The sequence below is a fragment of the Methylobacterium sp. Leaf361 genome (assembly GCF_001424445.1).
Classification (GTDB): Bacteria; Pseudomonadota; Alphaproteobacteria; order Rhizobiales; family Beijerinckiaceae; genus Methylobacterium.
Genome location: NZ_LMPY01000045.1, coordinates 18,717 through 36,634 on the forward strand (window position 1 = coordinate 18,717; position 17,918 = coordinate 36,634).

The 17,918-nt window shown below is 71.8% G+C and carries 17 protein-coding genes; 6 read left to right on the forward strand and 11 right to left on the reverse strand.

Annotated elements, in window-relative coordinates; genetic code table 11:
* Positions 1-151: 151 nt before the first annotated feature.
* Entirely contained in the window at positions 152-1,597 is a 1,446-nt protein-coding gene (locus ASG32_RS23840) for a saccharopine dehydrogenase NADP-binding domain-containing protein (RefSeq protein ID WP_056531426.1), read from the reverse strand.
* A 377-nt stretch (positions 1,598-1,974) separates the two neighbouring features.
* Between ASG32_RS23840 and ASG32_RS34595 the strand changes: the two genes are divergently transcribed.
* From ASG32_RS34595 to ASG32_RS23855, 4 genes are all read left to right on the forward strand, one after another.
* Complete coding sequence (locus ASG32_RS34595; protein ID WP_020090845.1) at positions 1,975-2,151, forward strand: hypothetical protein; 177 nt, start codon at positions 1,975-1,977, stop codon at positions 2,149-2,151.
* A gap of 102 nt (positions 2,152-2,253) precedes the next feature.
* A complete protein-coding gene (locus tag ASG32_RS23845) occupies positions 2,254-2,943 on the forward strand; it encodes an invasion associated locus B family protein (protein WP_056531428.1) in 690 nt (229 codons plus the stop codon).
* A gap of 188 nt (positions 2,944-3,131) precedes the next feature.
* Entirely contained in the window at positions 3,132-6,476 is a 3,345-nt protein-coding gene (locus tag ASG32_RS23850) for a hypothetical protein (RefSeq protein ID WP_244492161.1), read from the forward strand.
* Positions 6,473-6,952 (forward strand): AAA family ATPase, encoded by a 480-nt coding sequence (locus ASG32_RS23855; RefSeq protein ID WP_056531432.1) that lies wholly within the window; start codon positions 6,473-6,475, stop codon positions 6,950-6,952. The genes ASG32_RS23850 and ASG32_RS23855 overlap by 4 nt, the downstream gene beginning before the upstream one ends.
* Positions 6,953-6,971: 19 nt before the next feature.
* On the opposite strand, the gene fliP is transcribed toward ASG32_RS23855, so the two are convergent.
* From fliP to ASG32_RS23870, 3 genes are read right to left on the reverse strand one after another with little or no spacing between them, the layout of a single operon-like run.
* On the reverse strand, positions 6,972-7,730 hold the full coding sequence (fliP, locus tag ASG32_RS23860; protein WP_020090841.1) for a flagellar type III secretion system pore protein FliP: 759 nt from the start codon (positions 7,728-7,730) through the stop codon (positions 6,972-6,974).
* A gap of 29 nt (positions 7,731-7,759) precedes the next feature.
* Positions 7,760-8,827, reverse strand: coding sequence for a lysylphosphatidylglycerol synthase domain-containing protein (locus ASG32_RS23865; protein WP_056531434.1), 1,068 nt, complete (start codon positions 8,825-8,827; stop codon positions 7,760-7,762).
* Positions 8,828-8,882: 55 nt separating this feature from the next.
* Entirely contained in the window at positions 8,883-9,323 is a 441-nt protein-coding gene (locus ASG32_RS23870) for a hypothetical protein (protein ID WP_056531436.1), read from the reverse strand.
* Between the two features lie 191 nt (positions 9,324-9,514).
* Between ASG32_RS23870 and ASG32_RS23875 the strand changes: the two genes are divergently transcribed.
* Together ASG32_RS23875 and ASG32_RS23880 are read left to right on the forward strand one after the other, a co-directional pair.
* Positions 9,515-10,825 carry a capsule polysaccharide transporter gene (locus ASG32_RS23875; RefSeq protein WP_020090838.1) on the forward strand — a complete coding sequence of 437 codons (1,311 nt, stop codon included), beginning with the start codon at positions 9,515-9,517 and terminating at the stop codon, positions 10,823-10,825.
* A gap of 103 nt (positions 10,826-10,928) precedes the next feature.
* Entirely contained in the window at positions 10,929-11,213 is a 285-nt protein-coding gene (locus tag ASG32_RS23880; protein WP_020090837.1) for a hypothetical protein, read from the forward strand.
* Positions 11,214-11,325: 112 nt separating this feature from the next.
* Here ASG32_RS23880 and ASG32_RS23885 read toward each other — a convergent pair whose 3' ends face one another.
* The 7 genes from ASG32_RS23885 to ASG32_RS23915 all read right to left on the reverse strand — a co-directional run bounded on the left by ASG32_RS23885 (position 11,326) and on the right by ASG32_RS23915 (position 17,834).
* On the reverse strand, positions 11,326-12,687 hold the full coding sequence (locus ASG32_RS23885; protein ID WP_020090836.1) for a sigma-54 dependent transcriptional regulator: 1,362 nt from the start codon (positions 12,685-12,687) through the stop codon (positions 11,326-11,328).
* A 57-nt stretch (positions 12,688-12,744) separates the two neighbouring features.
* A complete protein-coding gene (gene fliN / locus ASG32_RS23890; protein WP_012321962.1) occupies positions 12,745-13,077 on the reverse strand; it encodes a flagellar motor switch protein FliN in 333 nt (110 codons plus the stop codon).
* Positions 13,078-13,087: 10 nt separating this feature from the next.
* A complete protein-coding gene (locus tag ASG32_RS23895; RefSeq protein WP_020090835.1) occupies positions 13,088-13,699 on the reverse strand; it encodes a FliH/SctL family protein in 612 nt (203 codons plus the stop codon).
* Positions 13,696-14,754, reverse strand: coding sequence for a flagellar motor switch protein FliG (fliG, locus tag ASG32_RS23900; RefSeq protein WP_020090834.1), 1,059 nt, complete (start codon positions 14,752-14,754; stop codon positions 13,696-13,698). Before fliG ends, ASG32_RS23895 begins: the two co-directional genes overlap by 4 nt.
* A gap of 25 nt (positions 14,755-14,779) precedes the next feature.
* The gene (gene fliF / locus ASG32_RS23905) at positions 14,780-16,411 is read right to left on the reverse strand and encodes a flagellar basal-body MS-ring/collar protein FliF (protein ID WP_056531438.1); all 1,632 of its coding nucleotides are present in this window, start codon (positions 16,409-16,411) and stop codon (positions 14,780-14,782) included.
* A 369-nt stretch (positions 16,412-16,780) separates the two neighbouring features.
* Positions 16,781-17,056 (reverse strand): DUF1153 domain-containing protein, encoded by a 276-nt coding sequence (locus ASG32_RS23910; protein WP_007569077.1) that lies wholly within the window; start codon positions 17,054-17,056, stop codon positions 16,781-16,783.
* 91 nt (positions 17,057-17,147) lie between these two features.
* A complete protein-coding gene (locus ASG32_RS23915; RefSeq protein WP_020090831.1) occupies positions 17,148-17,834 on the reverse strand; it encodes a flagellar hook capping FlgD N-terminal domain-containing protein in 687 nt (228 codons plus the stop codon).
* Positions 17,835-17,918: the final 84 nt, after the last annotated feature.

Below are 17,918 nucleotides of genomic sequence, written 5' to 3' on the forward strand. Positions count from 1 at the left end.
TCATCCCGGGCATAGGCCGCGGAGCCGGGCGGGGGCCTTACGAAAGGGGCCTCCGAGATCGTCGCATCTCGGAGGCCCCTTCGTGCGTTCAGGACGGCGCCGCCGATCCGGCGCGGATCCGCGCCCCGACTGACGGGGCGCGGCGGAAGCCTCAGCCGTGCACCAGCACGTTGCGGAACTGCCAGGGATCGCTGGTGTCGATGTCCTCCGGGAACAGGCCCGGGCGGTCGGTGAGCGGCGTCCAGTCCGTGTACACGCCCACGACCGGGCCGAGATACGGGGTCTGGACCTCCAGGCAGCGGCGGAAGTCCATCTCGTCGGCCTCGACGATGCCGGCCTCCGGATTCTCCAGGGCCCAGACCATGCCGGCGAGCACCGCCGAGGTCACCTGCAGGCCGGTGGCGTTCTGGTAGGGGGCGACCCGGCGGGTCTCCTCGATGGAGAGCTGCGAGCCGTACCAGTAGGCGTTCTTCTTGTGGCCGTAGACGAGCACGCCGAGCTCGTCGATGCCGTCGACGATCTCGGTCTCGTCGAGGATGTGGTGCTGCTCCTGCACCTGGGCCGCCTTGCCGAACATCTCATGGAGCGACAGCACGGCGTCGTCGGCCGGGTGGTAGGCGTAGTGGCAGGTCGGCCGGAAGACCGGCTTATCGCCCTCGCGCACCGTGTAGTAGTCGGAGATGGAGATCGCCTCGTTGTGGGTGACGAGGAAGCCGAACTGCGACCCGGCGGTCGGCACCCAGGTGCGCACCCGCGTGTCGGCGCCCGGCTGCAGCAGGTAGATCGCGCAGCGCGACCCCTTCTCCTGCTCGCGGGCGTTGGCGGGCTTCCAGGTCTCGTGCGTCCCCCAGCCCAGCTCGGCCGGCTGGTTGCCCTCGGAGACGAAGCCCTCGACCGACCACGTGTTCACGAAGACGCCCCGCGGCTTCGGATTCTTGGCGCGCTGCGTGTCCCGCTCGGCGATGTGGACGCCCTTCACGCCCAGATCCTTCATCAGGGCGGCCCACTCGGCCTTGGTCTTCGGCTCGGGCCGCTGCAGGCCGGTATCCTGGGCGATGTTCAGGAGCGCCTGCTTGACGAACCACGAGACCATGCCGGGATTGGCGCCGCAGCATGACACGGCCGTGGTGCCGCCGGGCTTCTGCGCGCGGGCGTCGAGGATGTTCTCGCGGAGCGCGTAGTTGGTGCGCTCGCCCTGGCTCTTGGTCTTGTCGAAGTAGAAGCCCGGCCAGGGCTCGGCCACGGTGTCGATGTAGAGGGCGCCGAGCTCGCGGCAGAGCTCCATGATGGCGCGCGAGGAGGTGTCGACCGACAGGTTGACGCAGAAGCCCTGGCCGCCGCCCTCGGTGAGGAGCGGGGTGAGCACGTCGCGGTAGTTCTCCGGCGTCAGGGCCACCTTCTCGAAGCGCAGTCCGTGCTTCTCGGCGAGGGACCGATGCGTGTCGACCGGGTCGATCACGGTGAAGCGGGCGCGGTCGTACTCGAAGTGGCGCTCGATGAGCGGCAGGGTGCCGCGGCCGATCGAGCCGAAGCCGATCATCACGATGGGGCCGGTGATCCGGCCATGGATCGGGTGATGGGTCGGCTGGTCGGTCATGCGGGATATCCTCGTCTGGCGGACGCCGGGCGCGTCCGCTCATCTGCTCGCGGGCGGGTTATGGCGCGCGTGTGACAGTGCGGCGACAGGCCCGCGCCGCCGGAGCGGTGCCGGTGCGGTCCAGGGCCCGAGTCGCCGGAAACGCGCTCAATGGCGGCTTGCCTGTCGCCGGTCAACCGCGCGCCCATTACCCTTCGTTAACGAGCCCTCACCGAAACGTCGCGCGAAGTATGAATCCAGCGCATGCGTCCCCTATCATCTGCTCAGTGGCAAGCTCGGGACGCGGGCCTCATATTGCAATGCAGCAAGGTCGCGCAGAGGGCCGCAGAAAGTTGGGGAGCTTAAAAACGCCCGGGACCTCGCACCTGGAGTCCGTCATGCTCGCGCTCATCACCGCCCGGATCCCCGGCCCTGCCGTCGAGACCGCCGATCGCGATCCCGGCTTCCTGACCCTCGTCTTCGCGGTCGCCCGCACGCTGCGCGTCGGCGCGGAGAGTGCCTTCGCCCGCCGCTGCGCGCTCGCGCGCTCGATCGGTGGCCCGAATCCTCTCTGAGACGCGCGCAACCCACCGGCGCCGCCTCCGGCGATTGCGTCGCCCCGGCTTGGGCATTAGGCGGCACTGCCGCCCAATGGCTCTCCGGGGGATCGTGATTCCATGTCGACATTTCGTGCGCTTCTGCGTCTCAGCCTGATCGCGACGTCGCTTGCGGCGGTCCCGAACCTGGCGGCGCGCGCGCAGGATGCCGAACCCGACGCCGCTCCGGCCGCCGAGGCGCCCGCGAAGCCGAAGCCCAAGCCGCGGCCGAAGCCGGCTCCCCACAAGGCGGCCAAGCCTACCGAGGCGGCGAAGCCCGAGGAGGCCGCGACGCCGGCGGCCGCTGCGGCGCACGCCGTGTGGCCCGCCGGCGCCAGCACCGTCAGCGAGAGCTACGGCGACTGGACGATGACCTGCACGCGCCCGAGCGACAAGGTCACCTGCATCGTGGCCCAGTCCCAGGGCGATTCGCGGACCGGCCGGCGCAAGTTCGGCTTCGAACTGCAGACGCCCGCGAACGGCCGGGCCGAGGGGATTGTGCTGATGCCCTTCGGGCTCGCTATCGAGCCGGGCGTGACCTTCAAGCTCGACGAGCAGACCCTCGGCAAGGGCGCCCCCTACACGACCTGCAGCGCCGAGGGCTGCATCGTGGCGATCAGCTTCCCGACGCTCGCCCTCGACGGCATGCGCACCGCCAAGGCCCTCACCGTGACCGGCGAGAAGGCGGGCGGGACCGAGCCGGCCACCGTCACGGTGCCCCTGACGGGCTTCTCGCAGGCCTTCGATCGCGCCGTCGCCCTCGGCGGCTGAGCCGCGCGGCGGCCCGCGGCCTTTTCCGGTTACGGTTAAGCCAGCGTTAGCCGCGGTCGAGCAGGATCCCGCCGAGAAGTGGCGCCGCGCGCCGCGGTCCCTCGGGTGCCGCGCGCCGGGTTCGGATCGGCGAGGCGATGGGATCGGTGGGCGGGCGACCCCGGAACGGTCGAGGACGCGGCGCGCGGGTGCTGACCGCGGCGCTGGCGCTGCTCGCCCTTCTGGCAGGGATCGCGCCCGCGCTGGCCGCGCGGCTCGTCAGCACCAAGGGCAGCGAGGTCGGCACCGGGGCCGGCGGCTACGGCCGGATCGTGCTCACCTTCGACAAGCCGGTCGCGGTCAAGGCGAAGCTCGCCGGCGGCGTCCTGCTCCTGAGCTACGGCGAGCGGGTGGCGCCCGGGCCCGAGCACCTCACGGACGAGATGCCGGCCTTCATCGCCAGCGTCCGCCGCGATCCCGACGGCACGGGGCTCCGCCTCGCCCTGCAGCGCCCTTACCGGGCCAACGTCCAGTCGGCCGGCGAGCGCGTGTTCGTGGACCTGCTTCCGGAGGGGTGGTCCGGCCTCATGCCGCCCCTGCCGGCCGAGGTGATTGCCGACCTCGCCCGCCGGGCCCGGGCGGCCGAGGAGGCGCTCAGGGCGCGCACGCCGGAGCCGGTGCGCCGGGCGCTGTCGCTCGAGCTCGCGCTGCTTCCGACCCTGACGCGGCTGTCGCTGCGCCTCCCCGCGGAGGCCGTCTCCACGGTGACCGCCGAGGGACCCGTGACGCGCGTGCGGGTGATCGGCGCCTGGACGATCGATCCGAGCGGCACCCGCGGCCGTCCGCGCCCCGGAATCGCCAAGCTGGCGACGGAGACCGACGCGAACTCGGCGAGTCTGCTGATCACGCCCGAGGACGGGTTCAGGATCGGCACCGAGCGCGAGGACGGCGCCATGTACGTGGACGTGGTCCGCCCCAAGCCTCTGGAGCCGGCCGCGACCGCCGTCGACGTGCCGGGTCCCGCCGCCGCGAAGCAGGCGCCGCCGCTGCCGGTCGCGTCGCGCCCGGCCCAGGCCAGTGCGCCAGTCACTGCGCCGGCTGTCGCGCCGCGCCCCCCCGACCCGCCGCCGACGCGCCGGGCCGGCGGCGGCTTGCTCTTCCCGTTTCAGACCCTCCCGCCGGCGGTCCTGTTCGAGCGCGGCGGGATCGCGACGCTGGCCTTCGAGACCGCCGAGCCGGTGGTCCTCCCGCCGGCGAGCCAGGGCCTCGCGCCGATGGGCGCACCCGCCCGGACGGGGCCGCTCACGGTCGTGCGGTTCCCGGTTCCGCCGGGTCGGCTCGTCGATCTCAACGCCGTCACCACCGGGACCGGCGTGGCCTGGGAACTCTCGGCGGGCAGTGCGCTCAGTCCGAGCGACACGATCGATCCCGTCCGCAAGCCCGATCCGTCCGGCCGCATCGCCGTCACCCTGACGCTGCCGCATCCCGGATCGGCAACGTGGCTCGCCCTCGACGATGAGCGGATCGCGGTGGTCACGTCGGCCGCGCAGCGCCCCGTCGGCAATCCGAAGAACCGTCGCTTCGTCGATTTCGAGATCCTGCCGAGCCGGCACGGCCTCGCGGTGCTCGCCGGCGCCGACGATCTGGCGGTGCGGCCCGAACTCGACGGCGTCTCGATCGGCCGCGAGGGCGGGCTCGCCGCGTCCATGGCGGCGCGCAAGCCGGACGTGGCGCTCGTCGACGCGGGGGCCCTCGCGATCGCGAAGGAGCCCTGGGAGCGCGCCAGGATGGGGAATGTCCGTGCGACCCTGCGCGGACTCTTCGACGCGGCCGTCGCGGCGACGCCGACCGAGCGCGGTCCGGCCCGCTTGGCGCTGGCCCGCGCGAATCTCGCCAACGGCCTCGATTACGAGGGCCTCACCGCACTGGAGATCGCGGCCGCCGACGATCCGCTCCTGGCCATCCAGCGCGATACCGCCGTCCTGCGGGGCATCGCCCTGGTCCGGATCGGCCGGAGCGCGGAGGCGCTGAAGGCCCTCAGCGTCCCGCTCCTGAGCGACGATCGCGAGGCCGCGTTGTGGCGCGCGATGGCCTCGGCCGGGGCCGGCGACTGGAAGACGGCGGAAACGGGCTTCCTCAAGGTGCTGCCGCTGGCCGACGGCTATCCCGCGGACGTCGCGCAGACGATCCGGGCCCGGGCCGCCGAATCGGCGATCGAGAACGGCGATGCCGAGACCGCTGCCGCGCGCGCCGAGGCCGAGCGCGACCTGCCGCCCTGGATCCGTGACCGGCTGGCGATGGTCCGCGCCCGCTTGGCCGAGGCGACCGGCCAGACCGAGGCGGCCCTGGACGCCTACGCGCGCCTCGACGGCTCGGCCGTCCGCCCGGTGTCGGTCGAGGCCGCGCTGAGGGGCGCGCTCCTGGCGCAGGCCTCCGGCAAGCTCGCGCCCGATGCCGCCATCGAGCGGCTGGAGCGGCTCGCCCTGACCTGGCACGGGGGCCCGGTCGAGGACGGCATCACCGCCGGTCTCGCCCGCCTCTATCTCGCCGCCGGCCGGTGGCGCGACGCTTTCACGGTGGTGCGCCGGGCCAACGTCTTCGCGCCGAACGCCCCAGCGACCGCGGCGCTGGCGCGGGACGCGCAGACGGCCTTCGAGAACCTCTACCTCACCGACAAGGGCAACAAGCTCTCCGGGATCGAGGCCGTGTCGCTCTTCTTCGATTTCCGTGAGCTGAGCCCGATCGGGCGGCGCGGCGACGAGGTGGTGCGCCGTCTGGCCGACCGCCTCGTGACCCTCGACCTCCTCGATTCGGCCGCCGACCTGCTGCAGTACCAGATCGACAACCGCCTCACCGGCCCGGCGCGATCCGCGGTGGCGGCGCGGCTCGCGACGGTCCGGCTGATGGACGACAAGCCGATGGAGGCCCTGAAGGTCCTCGACGCCACCGAGCTGCCCGAGCTTCCGGGCGAACTCAAGCGCGCCCGCGGGCTGGTCCGCGCCAGGGCCCTGTCGGACCTGACCCGCACCGACCTCGCGCTGGAAACGATCGAGGACGAGAGCGGTCCGGATATCGAGCGTCTTCGCGCCGACATTTACTGGGGCGCGCGCCGCTGGCGCGAGGCCGGGGAGGCCCACGAGGCCCTGCTGGGCGATACGTGGCAGTCCGGCCAGCCGCTGGACGATCAGGCGCGCGCCGACATCGTGCGCGCCGCGATCGCCTACGATCTCGCGCACGAGGCCGTGGGCCTGGAGCGGCTGAAGGCGAAATTCTCTGAGGGGATGGCGGCGAGCCCGGACGCCCGCACCTTCGCGCTCCTGACCGGCACCGACCCGACCCGGGCACCGGGCTTCCGGGACATCGCGGCGCGCGCCACGAAGGTCCAGACGCTGTCGGCCTTCCTCGCCGAGTATCGCAAGCGCTATCCGGATGCCGCCGCGCCCGCGCGCGGTCGACCCGAGGCGCCGGGTGCGGGCGGCGAGGCGCCCGCCGCCGGTGCCCAGGGCGGACAGCAGCAGAGCAGCGCCGGGACACCCGGTGCGCCGCCCGGGTGAGCGCGGCGGTCGTCGTCGACCCGGACGCCTTCCTCGATACCGAGCGCGGCCGCGTCTGGACGCCCGAACGGAACGCCGAGGCGTGGCGGCTGGCCCTCGCGGCGCTGCGCGCGGCGCTCGCCGCGGACTCGGTCGAGCGGCTCATGGTCGTGTGCGGGCTGCAGGGGGCCGGCAAATCGACCTGGATCGCCCGGCAGCGGCCCCGGCTCGGCCGCGTCTACTTCGACGCCGCCTTGCCCGGCCGGCGGCACCGTGCGCCGATCCTCGCCATCGCGCGAGCCTGCGGCGTCGCCGCGGAGGCGATCTGGATCCGCGCGCCGCTCGCGGTCGCCCTCGAGGGGAACCGGCGGCGCGCCGCCGACCGACAGGTTCCCGAAGAGAGCATCCGCTCCGTCGACCGTCTGTTCGAGCCGCCGTCGCGCGCGGAGGGCTTCGCGGCGGTCCGGATCGTCGACGCGACGTCCCGCGCCGGCTGACGGCCCGGCACGGCCGCCGTCAGCCGCCGTAGCTCTGGACCAGGGAGCCGGCCACCAGGGTCCAGCCGTCGACCAGCACGAAGAAGATCAGCTTGAACGGCAGCGCGACCGTGGCCGGCGGGACCATCATCATGCCGACCGCCATCAGCACCGAGGCGACCACGAGGTCGATGATCAGGAACGGGATGAACAGCAGGAAGCCGATCTCGAAGGCGCGGCGCAGCTCCGAGATCATGAAGGCCGGCGTGACGATCTCCAGGCCGACATCCTCGGGGCCCTTCGGCGTCGGCACCTTGGCGAGGTCGAGGAACAGCTTCAGGTCCTTCTCGCGGACGTTGCGGAGCATGAAGGTCTTGAACGGCGCCGAGGCGCGCTCGAACGCCTGCGCCTGCGTGATCCGGCCGGCGATCAGCGGCTCGATACCGGCGCTGTAGGCGGCGCGGCCGGTCGGGGCCATCACGAAGGCGGTCAGGAACAGCGCGAGGCTGACGAGCACCGCTGTCGGCGGCGCCGTCTGGGTGCCCAGCGCCGACCGCAGGATCGACAGCACGACGACGATGCGGGTGAAGGCCGTGGCCATCACCAGCACCGAGGGGGCCACCGCCAGGACGGTGATCAGCGCCACGAGCTGGAGGGCGCGCTCGGTGGTGCCGCCGGCACCGAGATCGAGGGTGACGCTCTGCGCGAGGGCCGGACCGGCGGCAAGCACTCCGCCGGCCAGCGCGACCAGTGCGGCGAGCGCGACCGGCGGCAGGCGCAGATTCGGGACCTGGCGCATCGGGCGTGTCGGCACGGGAAGGTCTCGGGTCACGGACGGTCGCAGGTGGGTGTGGCCGGGCGAACGCCGGCGCGGCGGGCCTCGAGATTCTGCCAGACGAGGAGGGCCGGCAGGCCGAGCACCACGTCGGGCACGCGGCGCGCGAGCGACAGGGCGAGGGCGGTCCCCGCGTCGATGCCGAACAGGCCGCAGACCAGCACCAGTCCGCCCTCCTGGACGCCGAGGCCGCTCGGGACCACGAAGGCGGCGGCCTTGATCGCCTGGCTCAGCGCCTCGATCACCAGAATGTCGGCCCAGCCGACATGGTCCACGCCGATGCAGGCGAGGACGACCGCGACCTCGACCGTGCCGAGCAGCCAGGCCAGGGCGTGGAGCGCGAACGATTGAGCGAGGTGTCCCCGGCGGCCCGGAGCCCAGACCGTGTCGAGGGCGCCCTGGATCCGGCGGTTCGGCTCGGGGCGCGCCTCGGCGTCGCGCACGAAGCGCCGGCCGAGGGCGGCGAGGCGATCCTCGAGCACTCGCACGATGCCGGTCCGCTGGAAGGCGAAGAAGGCCGCCACCGCCAACCCGGCCACGACGAGCGTCCGCAGCGTCCAGCTGGCGAGGGCGGCCGCCTCGGCGCCCTCGACCCGGCTCAGGAGGCCGGCGCCGAGGCCCGCGAACAGGGCGAGCGTTCCCACCTGAAACAGCATGTCGGCCAGCACGGAGGCGGCCGCCAGGGAGCCGGCGACGCCCCAGAAGGTGAGGAGGCGGGCGCCCAGCACGTCGCCGCCCACCGAGGCCACGGGCAGCAGCACGTTGATGCCTTCGCGGACGAAACGCAGGATCATGCAGGCCGAAGCCGTCGCGGGCGCCAGCCCGTCGAGAATGCGCGCCCAGGCGAGGCCGCAGAGCAGGATCACCACGATCCGCACCAGCGTGACGCCGGCGAAGCCCGCCACGCCGATCCGTCCGAAGGCCGCGGCCACCGCGGCGAGATCGTTGGTCGCCACGAGCCAGACGGCGAGGCCGAGGCCGATCAGGGTGCCGAACAGCGGCAGGCGACGCAGCACGGCGTGGGCCGCCCGCCGCTTCCGGGAAACAGGGTCGCCGGTCACGGTGTGCGGGCCTCGCGTCGAGAGGCGGGCAAGAGCGCGCTCCAAGTTGTGCCGGTCAGCGGACCGGCGGCGATTCGTCGGGTGGTATCGCCGCTAGAGCGGTATTGGGGCCGAATTCGGGGACCCTGCGACGTGGCAGGACGGGATTGAGCACCGCGGCGAGCGCCTCGGCGGGCCCGGCGGCGGGATCGAGCAGGACGACCCGGCCCTCTGCTAGGCTCGCGCCGGTCGCGACCGCCACGGCGCGCTTCGGACAGGGGCCGAGGCAGCCCGATTCCACGATGCACAACTTCCGCCGGCGTCCGCCGCCGTCGCGGGCGGCCCGCTTCCCGGCCTTCTTCAGCAGCGCGCGGAGGTCCCGCCCGCGCAGGCCCTGCCGCTTCGCGCATTTCGAGCAGACGACGACGATCTCGGAGAGTTTGGTCTTGGCCGTGCGGCCGCTCGGGCAGCCATCAGGGGAGCCATCCGGGGCCGCGGCACGCGGTTCTGTCATCATTCAGAGACTGTAGGACGCGATACCGGCCCCGGGCTACGGCGCCCGTCGCCGCGGTGCAGCAGCCGGGCGGCGGGCGGGCTGGGCGCCATAAAAAGGGCCTAAAAGAACGGGATTCCGGTAACCGCGCACGGGCCGCCCCTCGGCCGGCGCCGCGGCAGCGGAACCGGCGCAGACCCAGGAACAAAGAGCGGATGAGCTTCGACGACGTCAAGGACGACACGCGCGAAGGCGAGATCGTGACGTTCGCCGCTCCGACCATGACGGAGCTGCGGCGCAGCGCGGAGACGATCCGGCCGGTGCCGGAGAAGCGGACCGCCCGGGCCCTCGTGGCGACCGTGCGGCAGCGCCTCGACTGGAGCCGTCTGCCGGGCTTGCGTCCCCGCGAGGAGGACACCTCGACCTACGGCGCGCGGATCATCCGCCGCGTCGGCCTGTTCGTGCTCCTGCCGACCCTGGTGGTCGGCCTGTACCTGTTCGCGTTCGCGTCCAATCAGTACGTTGCGGAAGCCCAGTTCGCGGTCCGCGGCAACGTCGAGCCGATGGAGAACATCTCGCTCGGCCAGTACACGAACCTCATCCAGAAGCACAACAGCCAGGACAGCTTCATCGTCCGCGACTACATCAACAGCCAGACGCTGGTCGAGGCGCTCGAGAAGAGTATCGGCATCTCCAAGATGTTCTCGCGGTCCGAGGCGGATTTCTGGGCCCGCTTCGACCCCAGTGATCCGATCGAGGACCTGACCAAATACTGGCGCAAGCACGTCGAGGCGCATATCGACTCGATCTCGGGCGTGATCCGCCTGTCCGTGCGCGCCTTCACGCCGGAGGACGCCCTGACCATCGCCCAGGCGGTGGTGTCGCGCTCCGAGGCGCTGATCAACGACATCTCCAAGCGCGCCCAGGCCGACATGGTCGCCCAGGCCGAGGCCGACGCGAAGGTCGCCCAGGACCGGCTGCGCAAGGCGCACGTGGCGCTGCAGGCATTCCGCAATCAGTGGGGTGTGATCGATCCGATCAAGACCGCCGAGGGCACGCTGACCACGCTGACCCTACTGCGGAAGGACAAGCTCAAGGCCGAGAACGACCTGCAGGTCCTGCGCGGCTCCAGCCTCGACGAGCGCTCGCGCTCGATCCAGACGCTGGTGGCCAACATCGCGGCCATCGACCAGCAGATGAAGTCGCTCCAGGACGAGCTGACGAGCGCCAACGCCGCCGCCGGCGGCCAGAACATGACCGAGGCGCTGCTCCAGTATGAGGGCCTGCTGGTCGAGCGGACCATCGCCGAGAAGCTGGAGGAATCGGCCCACAGCCTGCTCGACCGGGCGCGCATCTCGGCGAGCAAGCAGCACATCTTCCTGGCCACGTTCGTGCCGCCGGTCCTGCCGACCGACAGCCTCTATCCCGAGCGGGGCCACTCCCTCCTGGTGTCGTTCTTCTGCTTCCTGGTGATCTGGAGCTCGTCCGCGCTGCTGATCGCCGGCATCCGCGACCAGAGGATGTAGCGGCATCCGCGGCTCCCGGGATCTGGATCCCGGGCCGCGCGATCTGTAGAGGGAGGCGGCCCGGCCAACCGGGCGCACCTGGATGAGCGAAGTCTAACGGTCCATGTCGGATTTCTCCGATCTCGTCGCGAAGGCGATCCAGCCGTCGATGACCCGTGAGGAGCGCGAGGCGGTCTACACGGTCGTGCGACAGGCCGTGCTCCGGCTGCAGGAGCGGGAGGCGTTCCCGCCGGACGACCCGCGGGTCGCCCTCCAGCGCCACCTCGTCGAGGAGACGATCCGCGACGTCGAGGGCGACGTCGCCCGCTACGAATCCCTGCGCAAGCTCGACGCGGCCTTCGCGGCCCAGGCCGAGGCCCACAAGGCGGCCCAGAGCGGGCGGCGCTAGGGCGTCACTGCCGGTCCGCCTCCGTCACGGCACGGGTACGCCCGGCCCTTCACATCCGTGACGTTCGCCGTCGCCCGGCGCGTCCGCGCCGGGGCCGCTGCGTGGATGCGCGTCAGCCGCAGGCGACGCTCGCCCGGACGCTGCCGGGCTCGGCCACGTCGAGGCCCGCCGACACGTACTCGTTGAGCTTGTTGCGCAGGGTCCGGATCGAGATGCCGAGGATCTTGGCCGCGTGGGTCCGGTTACCGAGGCAGTGGTCCAGCGTGTCGAGGATCAGGTCGCACTCGACCTGCGCCACGGTCCGGCCCACCAGCCCGCGGGTGGCGGCCTCGGCGACCTGGGCGGCGCGCGCGGCCGGCCCCTCGACCGCGAAGGTCTCGCCCTCGGGCGACAGGATCGCCTCCGGACCGATCGCGTCGCCCGAGGCGAGCAGCACCGCCCGGTGCAGGGTGTTCTCCAACTCGCGCACGTTGCCGCGCCACGGGTTCCGCAGCACGAGCGCCCGGGCCTCCGCGGAGAGCGGGCGGACCGGCATCCCGTTCACCGCGGCGTATTTCCGGGCGAAGTGGGTGGCGAGTTCGAGGATGTCGGCCGGGCGCTCGCGCAGCGGCGGGAGCCGCAGGCCGACGACGTTGAGCCGGTAGAGCAGGTCCTCCCGGAACGTGCCCTTGCGGACCTCCTCGGCGAGGTTGCGGTTCGAGGTGGCGAGCACGCGGATGTCGACCCGTACCGGGGCGGTCCCGCCGACCCGGTCAATGACCCGCTCCTGCAGGGCGCGCAGCAGCTTCGCCTGCAGGCGCACGTCCATCTCGGAGATCTCGTCGAGGAGCAGCGTGCCGCCGTTGGCCTCCTCGAACCGGCCGATGCGCCGGGCGACCGCGCCGGTGAACGCGCCCTTCTCGTGGCCGAACAGCTCGGATTCGAGCAGGGCCTCGGGGATCGCCGCGCAGTTCACCGAGACGAAGGGCTTGCCCGCCCGGTTGGACTTCTGGTGGACATGCCGGGCCAGCACCTCCTTGCCGGTGCCGCTCTCGCCGGTGATCAGCACCGAGGCCTCGGAGCGGGCGACCTGCTCGGCGAGCTTGACCACCCGCTCCATGGACGGGTCGCGCCAGACGAAGGCGGCGCGGTCGGTGGCGACCGCTTCCAGCACCGCCGCGATCATCTCGGGATCGGGCGGGAGTGGGATGTACTCCTTGGCGCCCGCCCGGATCGCCGCCACGGCGGCCGAGGCGTCCGCCGAGACGCCGCAGGCGACCACCGGCGTGCGGATCCGCTCTCCCTCCAGCGCGGTGACGAGGTCGCGGATCGGCAGACCCACGTCGATCATGATGAGATCGGCGCCCCGCGCGCGCAGGACGGTGAGGCCCTGCGGCACGGCGTCGGCCTGCGTGACGGCGGCGCCGCGCTGCATCGCGATCTTCGAGGCGGTGATCAGCTCGCCGTTGAGCCGCCCGATCATCAGGAGCCGCATGGTTCGTCCCTCTCAAAACCCGCGCGCGGACAGCACACCGGCGTCCGCGGCTGAAAATCACTCACCCTTGACGATCTCGGTCATCGTCACGCCGAGCCGGTCCTCGACGAGGACGACCTCGCCGCGGGCCACCAGCCGGTTGTTGACGAACACGTCGATCGCCTCGCCGACCTTCCGGTCGAGTTCGAGCACCGCGCCGGGCGCGAGCCGGAGCAGGTCGCCGATCGGCATCCGGGCGGAGCCGAGTACCGCCGAGACCATCACGGGCACGTCGAAGAGCTGCTCCAGGTCGGCCGCGGTCTTCGGGGTGGTGGGCGCGTCGCGGATCGAGCCCGCGGCGTAGTCGGTGTCGTGCTCGCCGAGCTGGGGCAGGCTGAAATCGTCGGACATTAGGATCTCCTCACGGGCCCGTCGGCAGGCCGAGGGCGTCGAGCACCGCCGCCTCGATGCGGGCGCGCTCCCGAACGATGCCGCCGTCCGCCCACTCGATGCGGGCGTCGCCCGCCGCCATGTCGGGGTCGCCCAGCACCACGAGCCGGCCCTCGTAGCCGCGCTCGCGCGCGAGGCGCTTCACCAGGGTCTCGGCCTCCTCGACCAAGCCGTCGTGCACCCGCACCACCAAGTGCGGCACGCCGCGCAGGTGCTGGAGCGCCGTCCGGGCCGCCTCGCCGATGCCGGCGAGCGGGGCGGCGTCGAGGGCGTCGCCCGCGACCTTGCGGGCGATCAGCATCGCCACCTCGACCGCCTGCGCCTCGCGCTCGGCGTCGCGCGCGTCGGCCTGGGCGATCAGGCCCGCGGCGGCGAGCGCCAGGCGGGTCATGGCGTCGGCGAGCCGGCCCTGGACCTGCGCCTCGGCCTGGACCCGGCCCTCCTGCATGCCGCGGGCATGGGCCTCGGCCTCGGAGCGGGCCGCGGTCTCGGCGGCGCGCAGGGCCTCGGCGCTGGGGCGGCCGCTGCGGAAGTCGGTCTCGAACAGGAACGGCTTCGCGCTCCGGGCGGATTGGGCGCTCAATAGACCAGCTCCTCCTCGGCGCTATTCTTGGCGATCATGATCTCGCCCTTCTCGGCGAGGTCCTTGGCGATCTCGGTCATCTTGGCCTGCGCCTCATCCACCTCCTTGAGGCGGACCGGCCCGAGCGAGGCCATCTCGTCCGTGAGATTCTTGGCCGCGCGGGTCGACATCTGCCTCAGGAAGAAGCCGCGGGTCGGCTCGTTGGCGCCCTTGAGCGCGCGGCACAGGGTCTCGTTGTCGATGCTGCGCAGCAAGGTCTGGACGCTGCCCGGATCGAGTTTCAGCAGGTCCTCGAAGGTGAACATCAGCTCGCGGATCCGCTTGGCCGAGCCGCGGTTCGCCTGGTCGAGGGCGGCGAGGAAGCGGCCCTCCGTCTGCCGGTCGAAGGCGTTGAACACGTCGGCCATCATCTCGTGGGCGTCGCGGCGCTGGGTCTGGGCGATGGTCGACACGAACTCGACCCGCAGCGTCTCCTCGATGTGGCGCAGCGCCTCCTTCTGCACCGTCTCCATGCGCAGCATCCGGTTGAGGACGTCGATGGCGAAGTCCTCCGGCAGGATGGTGAGCACCTTGGCCGCGTAGTCGGCGCGCACCCGCGACAGCACCACCGCCACCGTCTGCGGGTACTCGTTGCGCAGGAACGACGCGAGGATCTCCGGGTCGACCTGGGCGATCGAGGCCCAGACGCGCTTGCCCGACGCGCCCTTGATCTCCGCCATGATCAGCGAGACCTGATCGCTGGGGAAGATTTTGAGGAGCAGCGCCTCGGTCCGCTCGAAGTTCGACGAGATGCCGCCGCTGTTGCCGAGCTTGGTCACGAACTCGATGATGAGCTTCTCGACGGTCTGCGCCTCCAGCGTGCCGAGCTGGACCATGGCGGCGCTGACCTTCTTGATCTCCTCCTCCTCGAGCATCTGCCAGATCGGGGCGCCTTCCTCCTCCCCGAGCATCAGCAGGAGCGCGGCGGCGCGCTGCGGACCGGGCATCGACGCGAACGAATCGCCGCCCGCCGTCGCCAGCGTGTTCGCCAGACCCAGTGCCGCACCTGCCGCCATCGTGTTGCCCTCGACGCCCTACGCTTCACTCTTCCTGGATCCAGGTGCGCAGCACCTCGACGGTCTCGGACGGGCTCGCCCGGACCATGTCGACCACGCGCTGGACCGTCTCGGCCTGGACCTGGCCGTTGATCTTGGCGAACTCCATCAGCCGCGCGGTCGGGTTGTCGCGGTCGATGACCGTCACGGTCTGGCCCGGACCCGCGACCGCGGCGGCGTCGCCGGGGAGCGCCATTCCGGACGCCGTCAGGACCGGGGCATCCGGGACCGGCGCGAGCACTTGGCGCACCAGGGGGCGGACCACCGTGAGCAGGACGATGAGCGTCAGCAGCGCCAGGACGGCGAGCTCGGCCATGCGCAGCACGTCCTCCTTGGTGGGGGCGAGCAGCGACTGGATCAGCGTGGGCTCGGTGAATTGCGGCACGCTCGGCGCCTCCGCGAAGCGCAGGTTCACCACCTCGATCTGGTCGCCGCGGGCCTTGTCGAAGCCGACGGCGCCGCGCACCAGCGCGGTGATCCTCTCGACCTCGGCGGGCGTGCGCGGGCTGTAGGTCTGCTTGCCGTCGGGGGCGGTGGCGTAGACGCCGTCGAGCACCACGGCGACCGACAGGCGCTTGATCCGGCCGCTCTCGGCGATCTCGGTCTTGGTGACCCGCGAGATCTCGTAGTTGGTGGTTTCCTCGTTCTTGTTGGTCGCGTCCTTGGGCGTCGGCGTCTTGTCGCCGCCATTGGCGCCGGGCAACTCGTTGCCGACGCTGACCTGTCCCTCAGCATTGCCGGTGACCGCCGATTCGGTGCGGGTCTGGGCGGAGCGCACGACCCGGCTCTCGGGATCGAAGGTCTCGGAGCGGCTCTCGACCCGGTTGAGGTCCAGTTCCGCGTTGACCTGGACGCGGGCCCGGCCCGGGCCGACGATTCCGGCGACGACGTCCTCGATCTGGCCGCGCAGGCGCCGTTCGAGGCCGACCTGCCGGTCCTCGAACCCGCCGGCGACGTCGGCCGCGGCGTCCCGGGCGCCGTCGGCCAGAAGCCGGCCGCGCTCATCGACGATCGAGATCCGTTCGGGCTTGAGGCCCTCCACCGCGGAGGCCACGAGATGGCGGATCGCCCGGACCTGCCCGGAATCGAGATCGCCCATCAGCTTCAGCACGATCGCCGCGCTCGGGCTCTCCCGGTCCCGCTCGAACAGGCGGCGCTCCGGCAGCACGAGATGGACGCGGGCCGCCTGGACCCGCCCGATCGCCCGGATCGAGCGCGCCAGTTCGCCCTCCAGGGCACGCAGGTGGTTCACGTTCTGAACGAAGTTGGTGGACGAGAACGCGTCGCCCTTGTCGAAGATCTCGTAGCCGACGCCGCCCTGGGTCGGCAGACCCTTGCCGGCGAGGTCCATGCGCAGCTTGGCGAGGTCCGGGCGGGGGGCCAGGATCGTCTGCCCGGCATCGCCCCGCGTCTCGTAGCGGATGCCGCGGCTGTCCAGCTCCCGGACCACGGAGGCCGAGTCCTGCATCGACAGGTCGGAGAACAGCACGCCCATGTCGGGGCGCGAGACCCGCAGGATGATGAAGGCGAAGAAGCCGATGAGCGTCAGCGTCACCGCCGCCATGGCGGCGATTCGGGCCGGTCCGAACTTCGTGACGAGATCGAGAACCGGCTTCACGGGAGGATTCGCTGCACTCTAACGCTGGCGGACCCCGGCGGCCCGCTCGGCAGAAATTGCCCAGGTCGTGGTTAGCGGGTCGTTAATGCGGGGGCGTCCCGCGGGCTCGGATGCGGGCGCCGGAACGACCGAAGCCGCGCCCGGGGTCCGGACGCGGCTTCGTGAGTCCTCGGATTCGACCGGGCCAGCCCCTCGGCGCCGTCTGAGGTCGTCGCTGCGGGCGGGTGGCCTTCGCGTCGGTCCGGGGCCGCGAAGCGGGTCCCTCGACCAGAGTCGCCGACGCGCCGGGTCCGGCACCCGCGGCCTCGATGAGACCCGGAAGCGCCGGCGGCGTCCCGGGATAGGGGCGCCCGGCACGGGCGCCGCGGATCAGTGACGGTAGTGCTGGATCCGGGTCGTCCGCAGGCCGGCGAGGCCGTGCTGGTCGATGGAGAACTGCCAGCTGAGGAATTCCTCTGTGGTCAACGTGTAGCGCTTGCACGCCTCCTCCAGGCTGAGGAGACCGCCGCGCACCGCGGCCACGACCTCGGCCTTGCGCCGGATCACCCAGCGACGGGTGCTCGGGGGCGGAAGGTCCGCGATCGTCAGGGGGCTGCCGTCGGGCCCGATCACGTACTTCACTCTCGGGCGGCTCGGTTCGGTCATGATACGCTCTACACTCGACTGACCTGTCGAGCATTGAAGGTACTTGTGCCCGCTTAAGAGATGTTGAAGCGAGTCACTCGGATGTGATTCGTTAAGTGCCACTTGTGGACAACCCGATGGTCTGCACGCTGGACAGCGGCACGCGCTGCGAACCGATCACCAGCACCGGCGACGTTCCGCTGAGATCGACCTCGTCGACCGTGCCCGTGAGGCTCGTATCGACCGAAACGCTCGAGCCGGTGGCATCCGTGGCCGCCACCTTGATCGAGTAGTTCCCGTCGGGCGCGGTCAGGCCGGCCGAGGTCTTGCCGTTCCACGTGTAGGTCTGGCTGCCGGCATTGAGCGCGGTGGTCTGCGTGGCCACGACGTTGCTCTTCGAGTCCAGGACCGTGATCACCGCCTTCGAGGCGGCCCGGGCCGGGTTCAGCGTCCAGGAGGCGGAGCCGCCGGACAGCTGCGAGGCGCTGCCGTCGGCCGACACGGTCTTCCCGATGTAGCTCGTGGCCGAGGCCGAGCTCGCCGATTGCGAGGCGCTCAGGATGCTGTCGAGGCGGTCGTTGGTCTTGAGCTGCTGCTCGACGCCGGCGAACTGCACCAACTGCTGCGTGAACTGGTTGGTGTCCATCGGGTCGAGGGGGTTCTGGTTCTTGAGCTGCGTGGTCAGCAGCGTCAGGAACTGCGTGAAGTTGCTGGCGATCTCGGTGGCGTTGCCGCTGCTGCTCGTGGACGAGCCCGTCGTGTTCGTCGTGCTCGTCAGGCTCGATATGCCGCTCGTCATGCTGATCTCTCCTGTGCCGCGTCCTGGCTCAGGGGCCGGATGCGCGTCGTGTCTGTGTGGGTCCGCGATGCGGGCGCCGCGCGT

What these genes read in the sequence shown, in the direction of transcription:
- fliG (WP_020090834.1), bottom strand. Translation starts at nt 14,754, where the DNA reads ATGGCGGCAGGTGCGGCACTGGGTCTGGCGAACACGCTGGCGACGGCG.
- ASG32_RS23870 (WP_056531436.1), bottom strand. Translation starts at nt 9,323, where the DNA reads ATGATGACAGAACCGCGTGCCGCGGCCCCGGATGGCTCCCCTGATGGC.
- ASG32_RS23845 (WP_056531428.1), top strand. Translation starts at nt 2,254, where the DNA reads ATGTCGACATTTCGTGCGCTTCTGCGTCTCAGCCTGATCGCGACGTCG.
- ASG32_RS23840 (WP_056531426.1), bottom strand. Translation starts at nt 1,597, where the DNA reads ATGACCGACCAGCCGACCCATCACCCGATCCATGGCCGGATCACCGGC.
- ASG32_RS23875 (WP_020090838.1), top strand. Translation starts at nt 9,515, where the DNA reads ATGAGCTTCGACGACGTCAAGGACGACACGCGCGAAGGCGAGATCGTG.
- ASG32_RS23910 (WP_007569077.1), bottom strand. Translation starts at nt 17,056, where the DNA reads ATGACCGAACCGAGCCGCCCGAGAGTGAAGTACGTGATCGGGCCCGAC.
- ASG32_RS23915 (WP_020090831.1), bottom strand. Translation starts at nt 17,834, where the DNA reads ATGACGAGCGGCATATCGAGCCTGACGAGCACGACGAACACGACGGGC.
- fliP (WP_020090841.1), bottom strand. Translation starts at nt 7,730, where the DNA reads ATGCGCCAGGTCCCGAATCTGCGCCTGCCGCCGGTCGCGCTCGCCGCA.
- ASG32_RS23885 (WP_020090836.1), bottom strand. Translation starts at nt 12,687, where the DNA reads ATGCGGCTCCTGATGATCGGGCGGCTCAACGGCGAGCTGATCACCGCC.
- ASG32_RS23880 (WP_020090837.1), top strand. Translation starts at nt 10,929, where the DNA reads ATGTCGGATTTCTCCGATCTCGTCGCGAAGGCGATCCAGCCGTCGATG.
- fliN (WP_012321962.1), bottom strand. Translation starts at nt 13,077, where the DNA reads ATGTCCGACGATTTCAGCCTGCCCCAGCTCGGCGAGCACGACACCGAC.
- ASG32_RS34595 (WP_020090845.1), top strand. Translation starts at nt 1,975, where the DNA reads ATGCTCGCGCTCATCACCGCCCGGATCCCCGGCCCTGCCGTCGAGACC.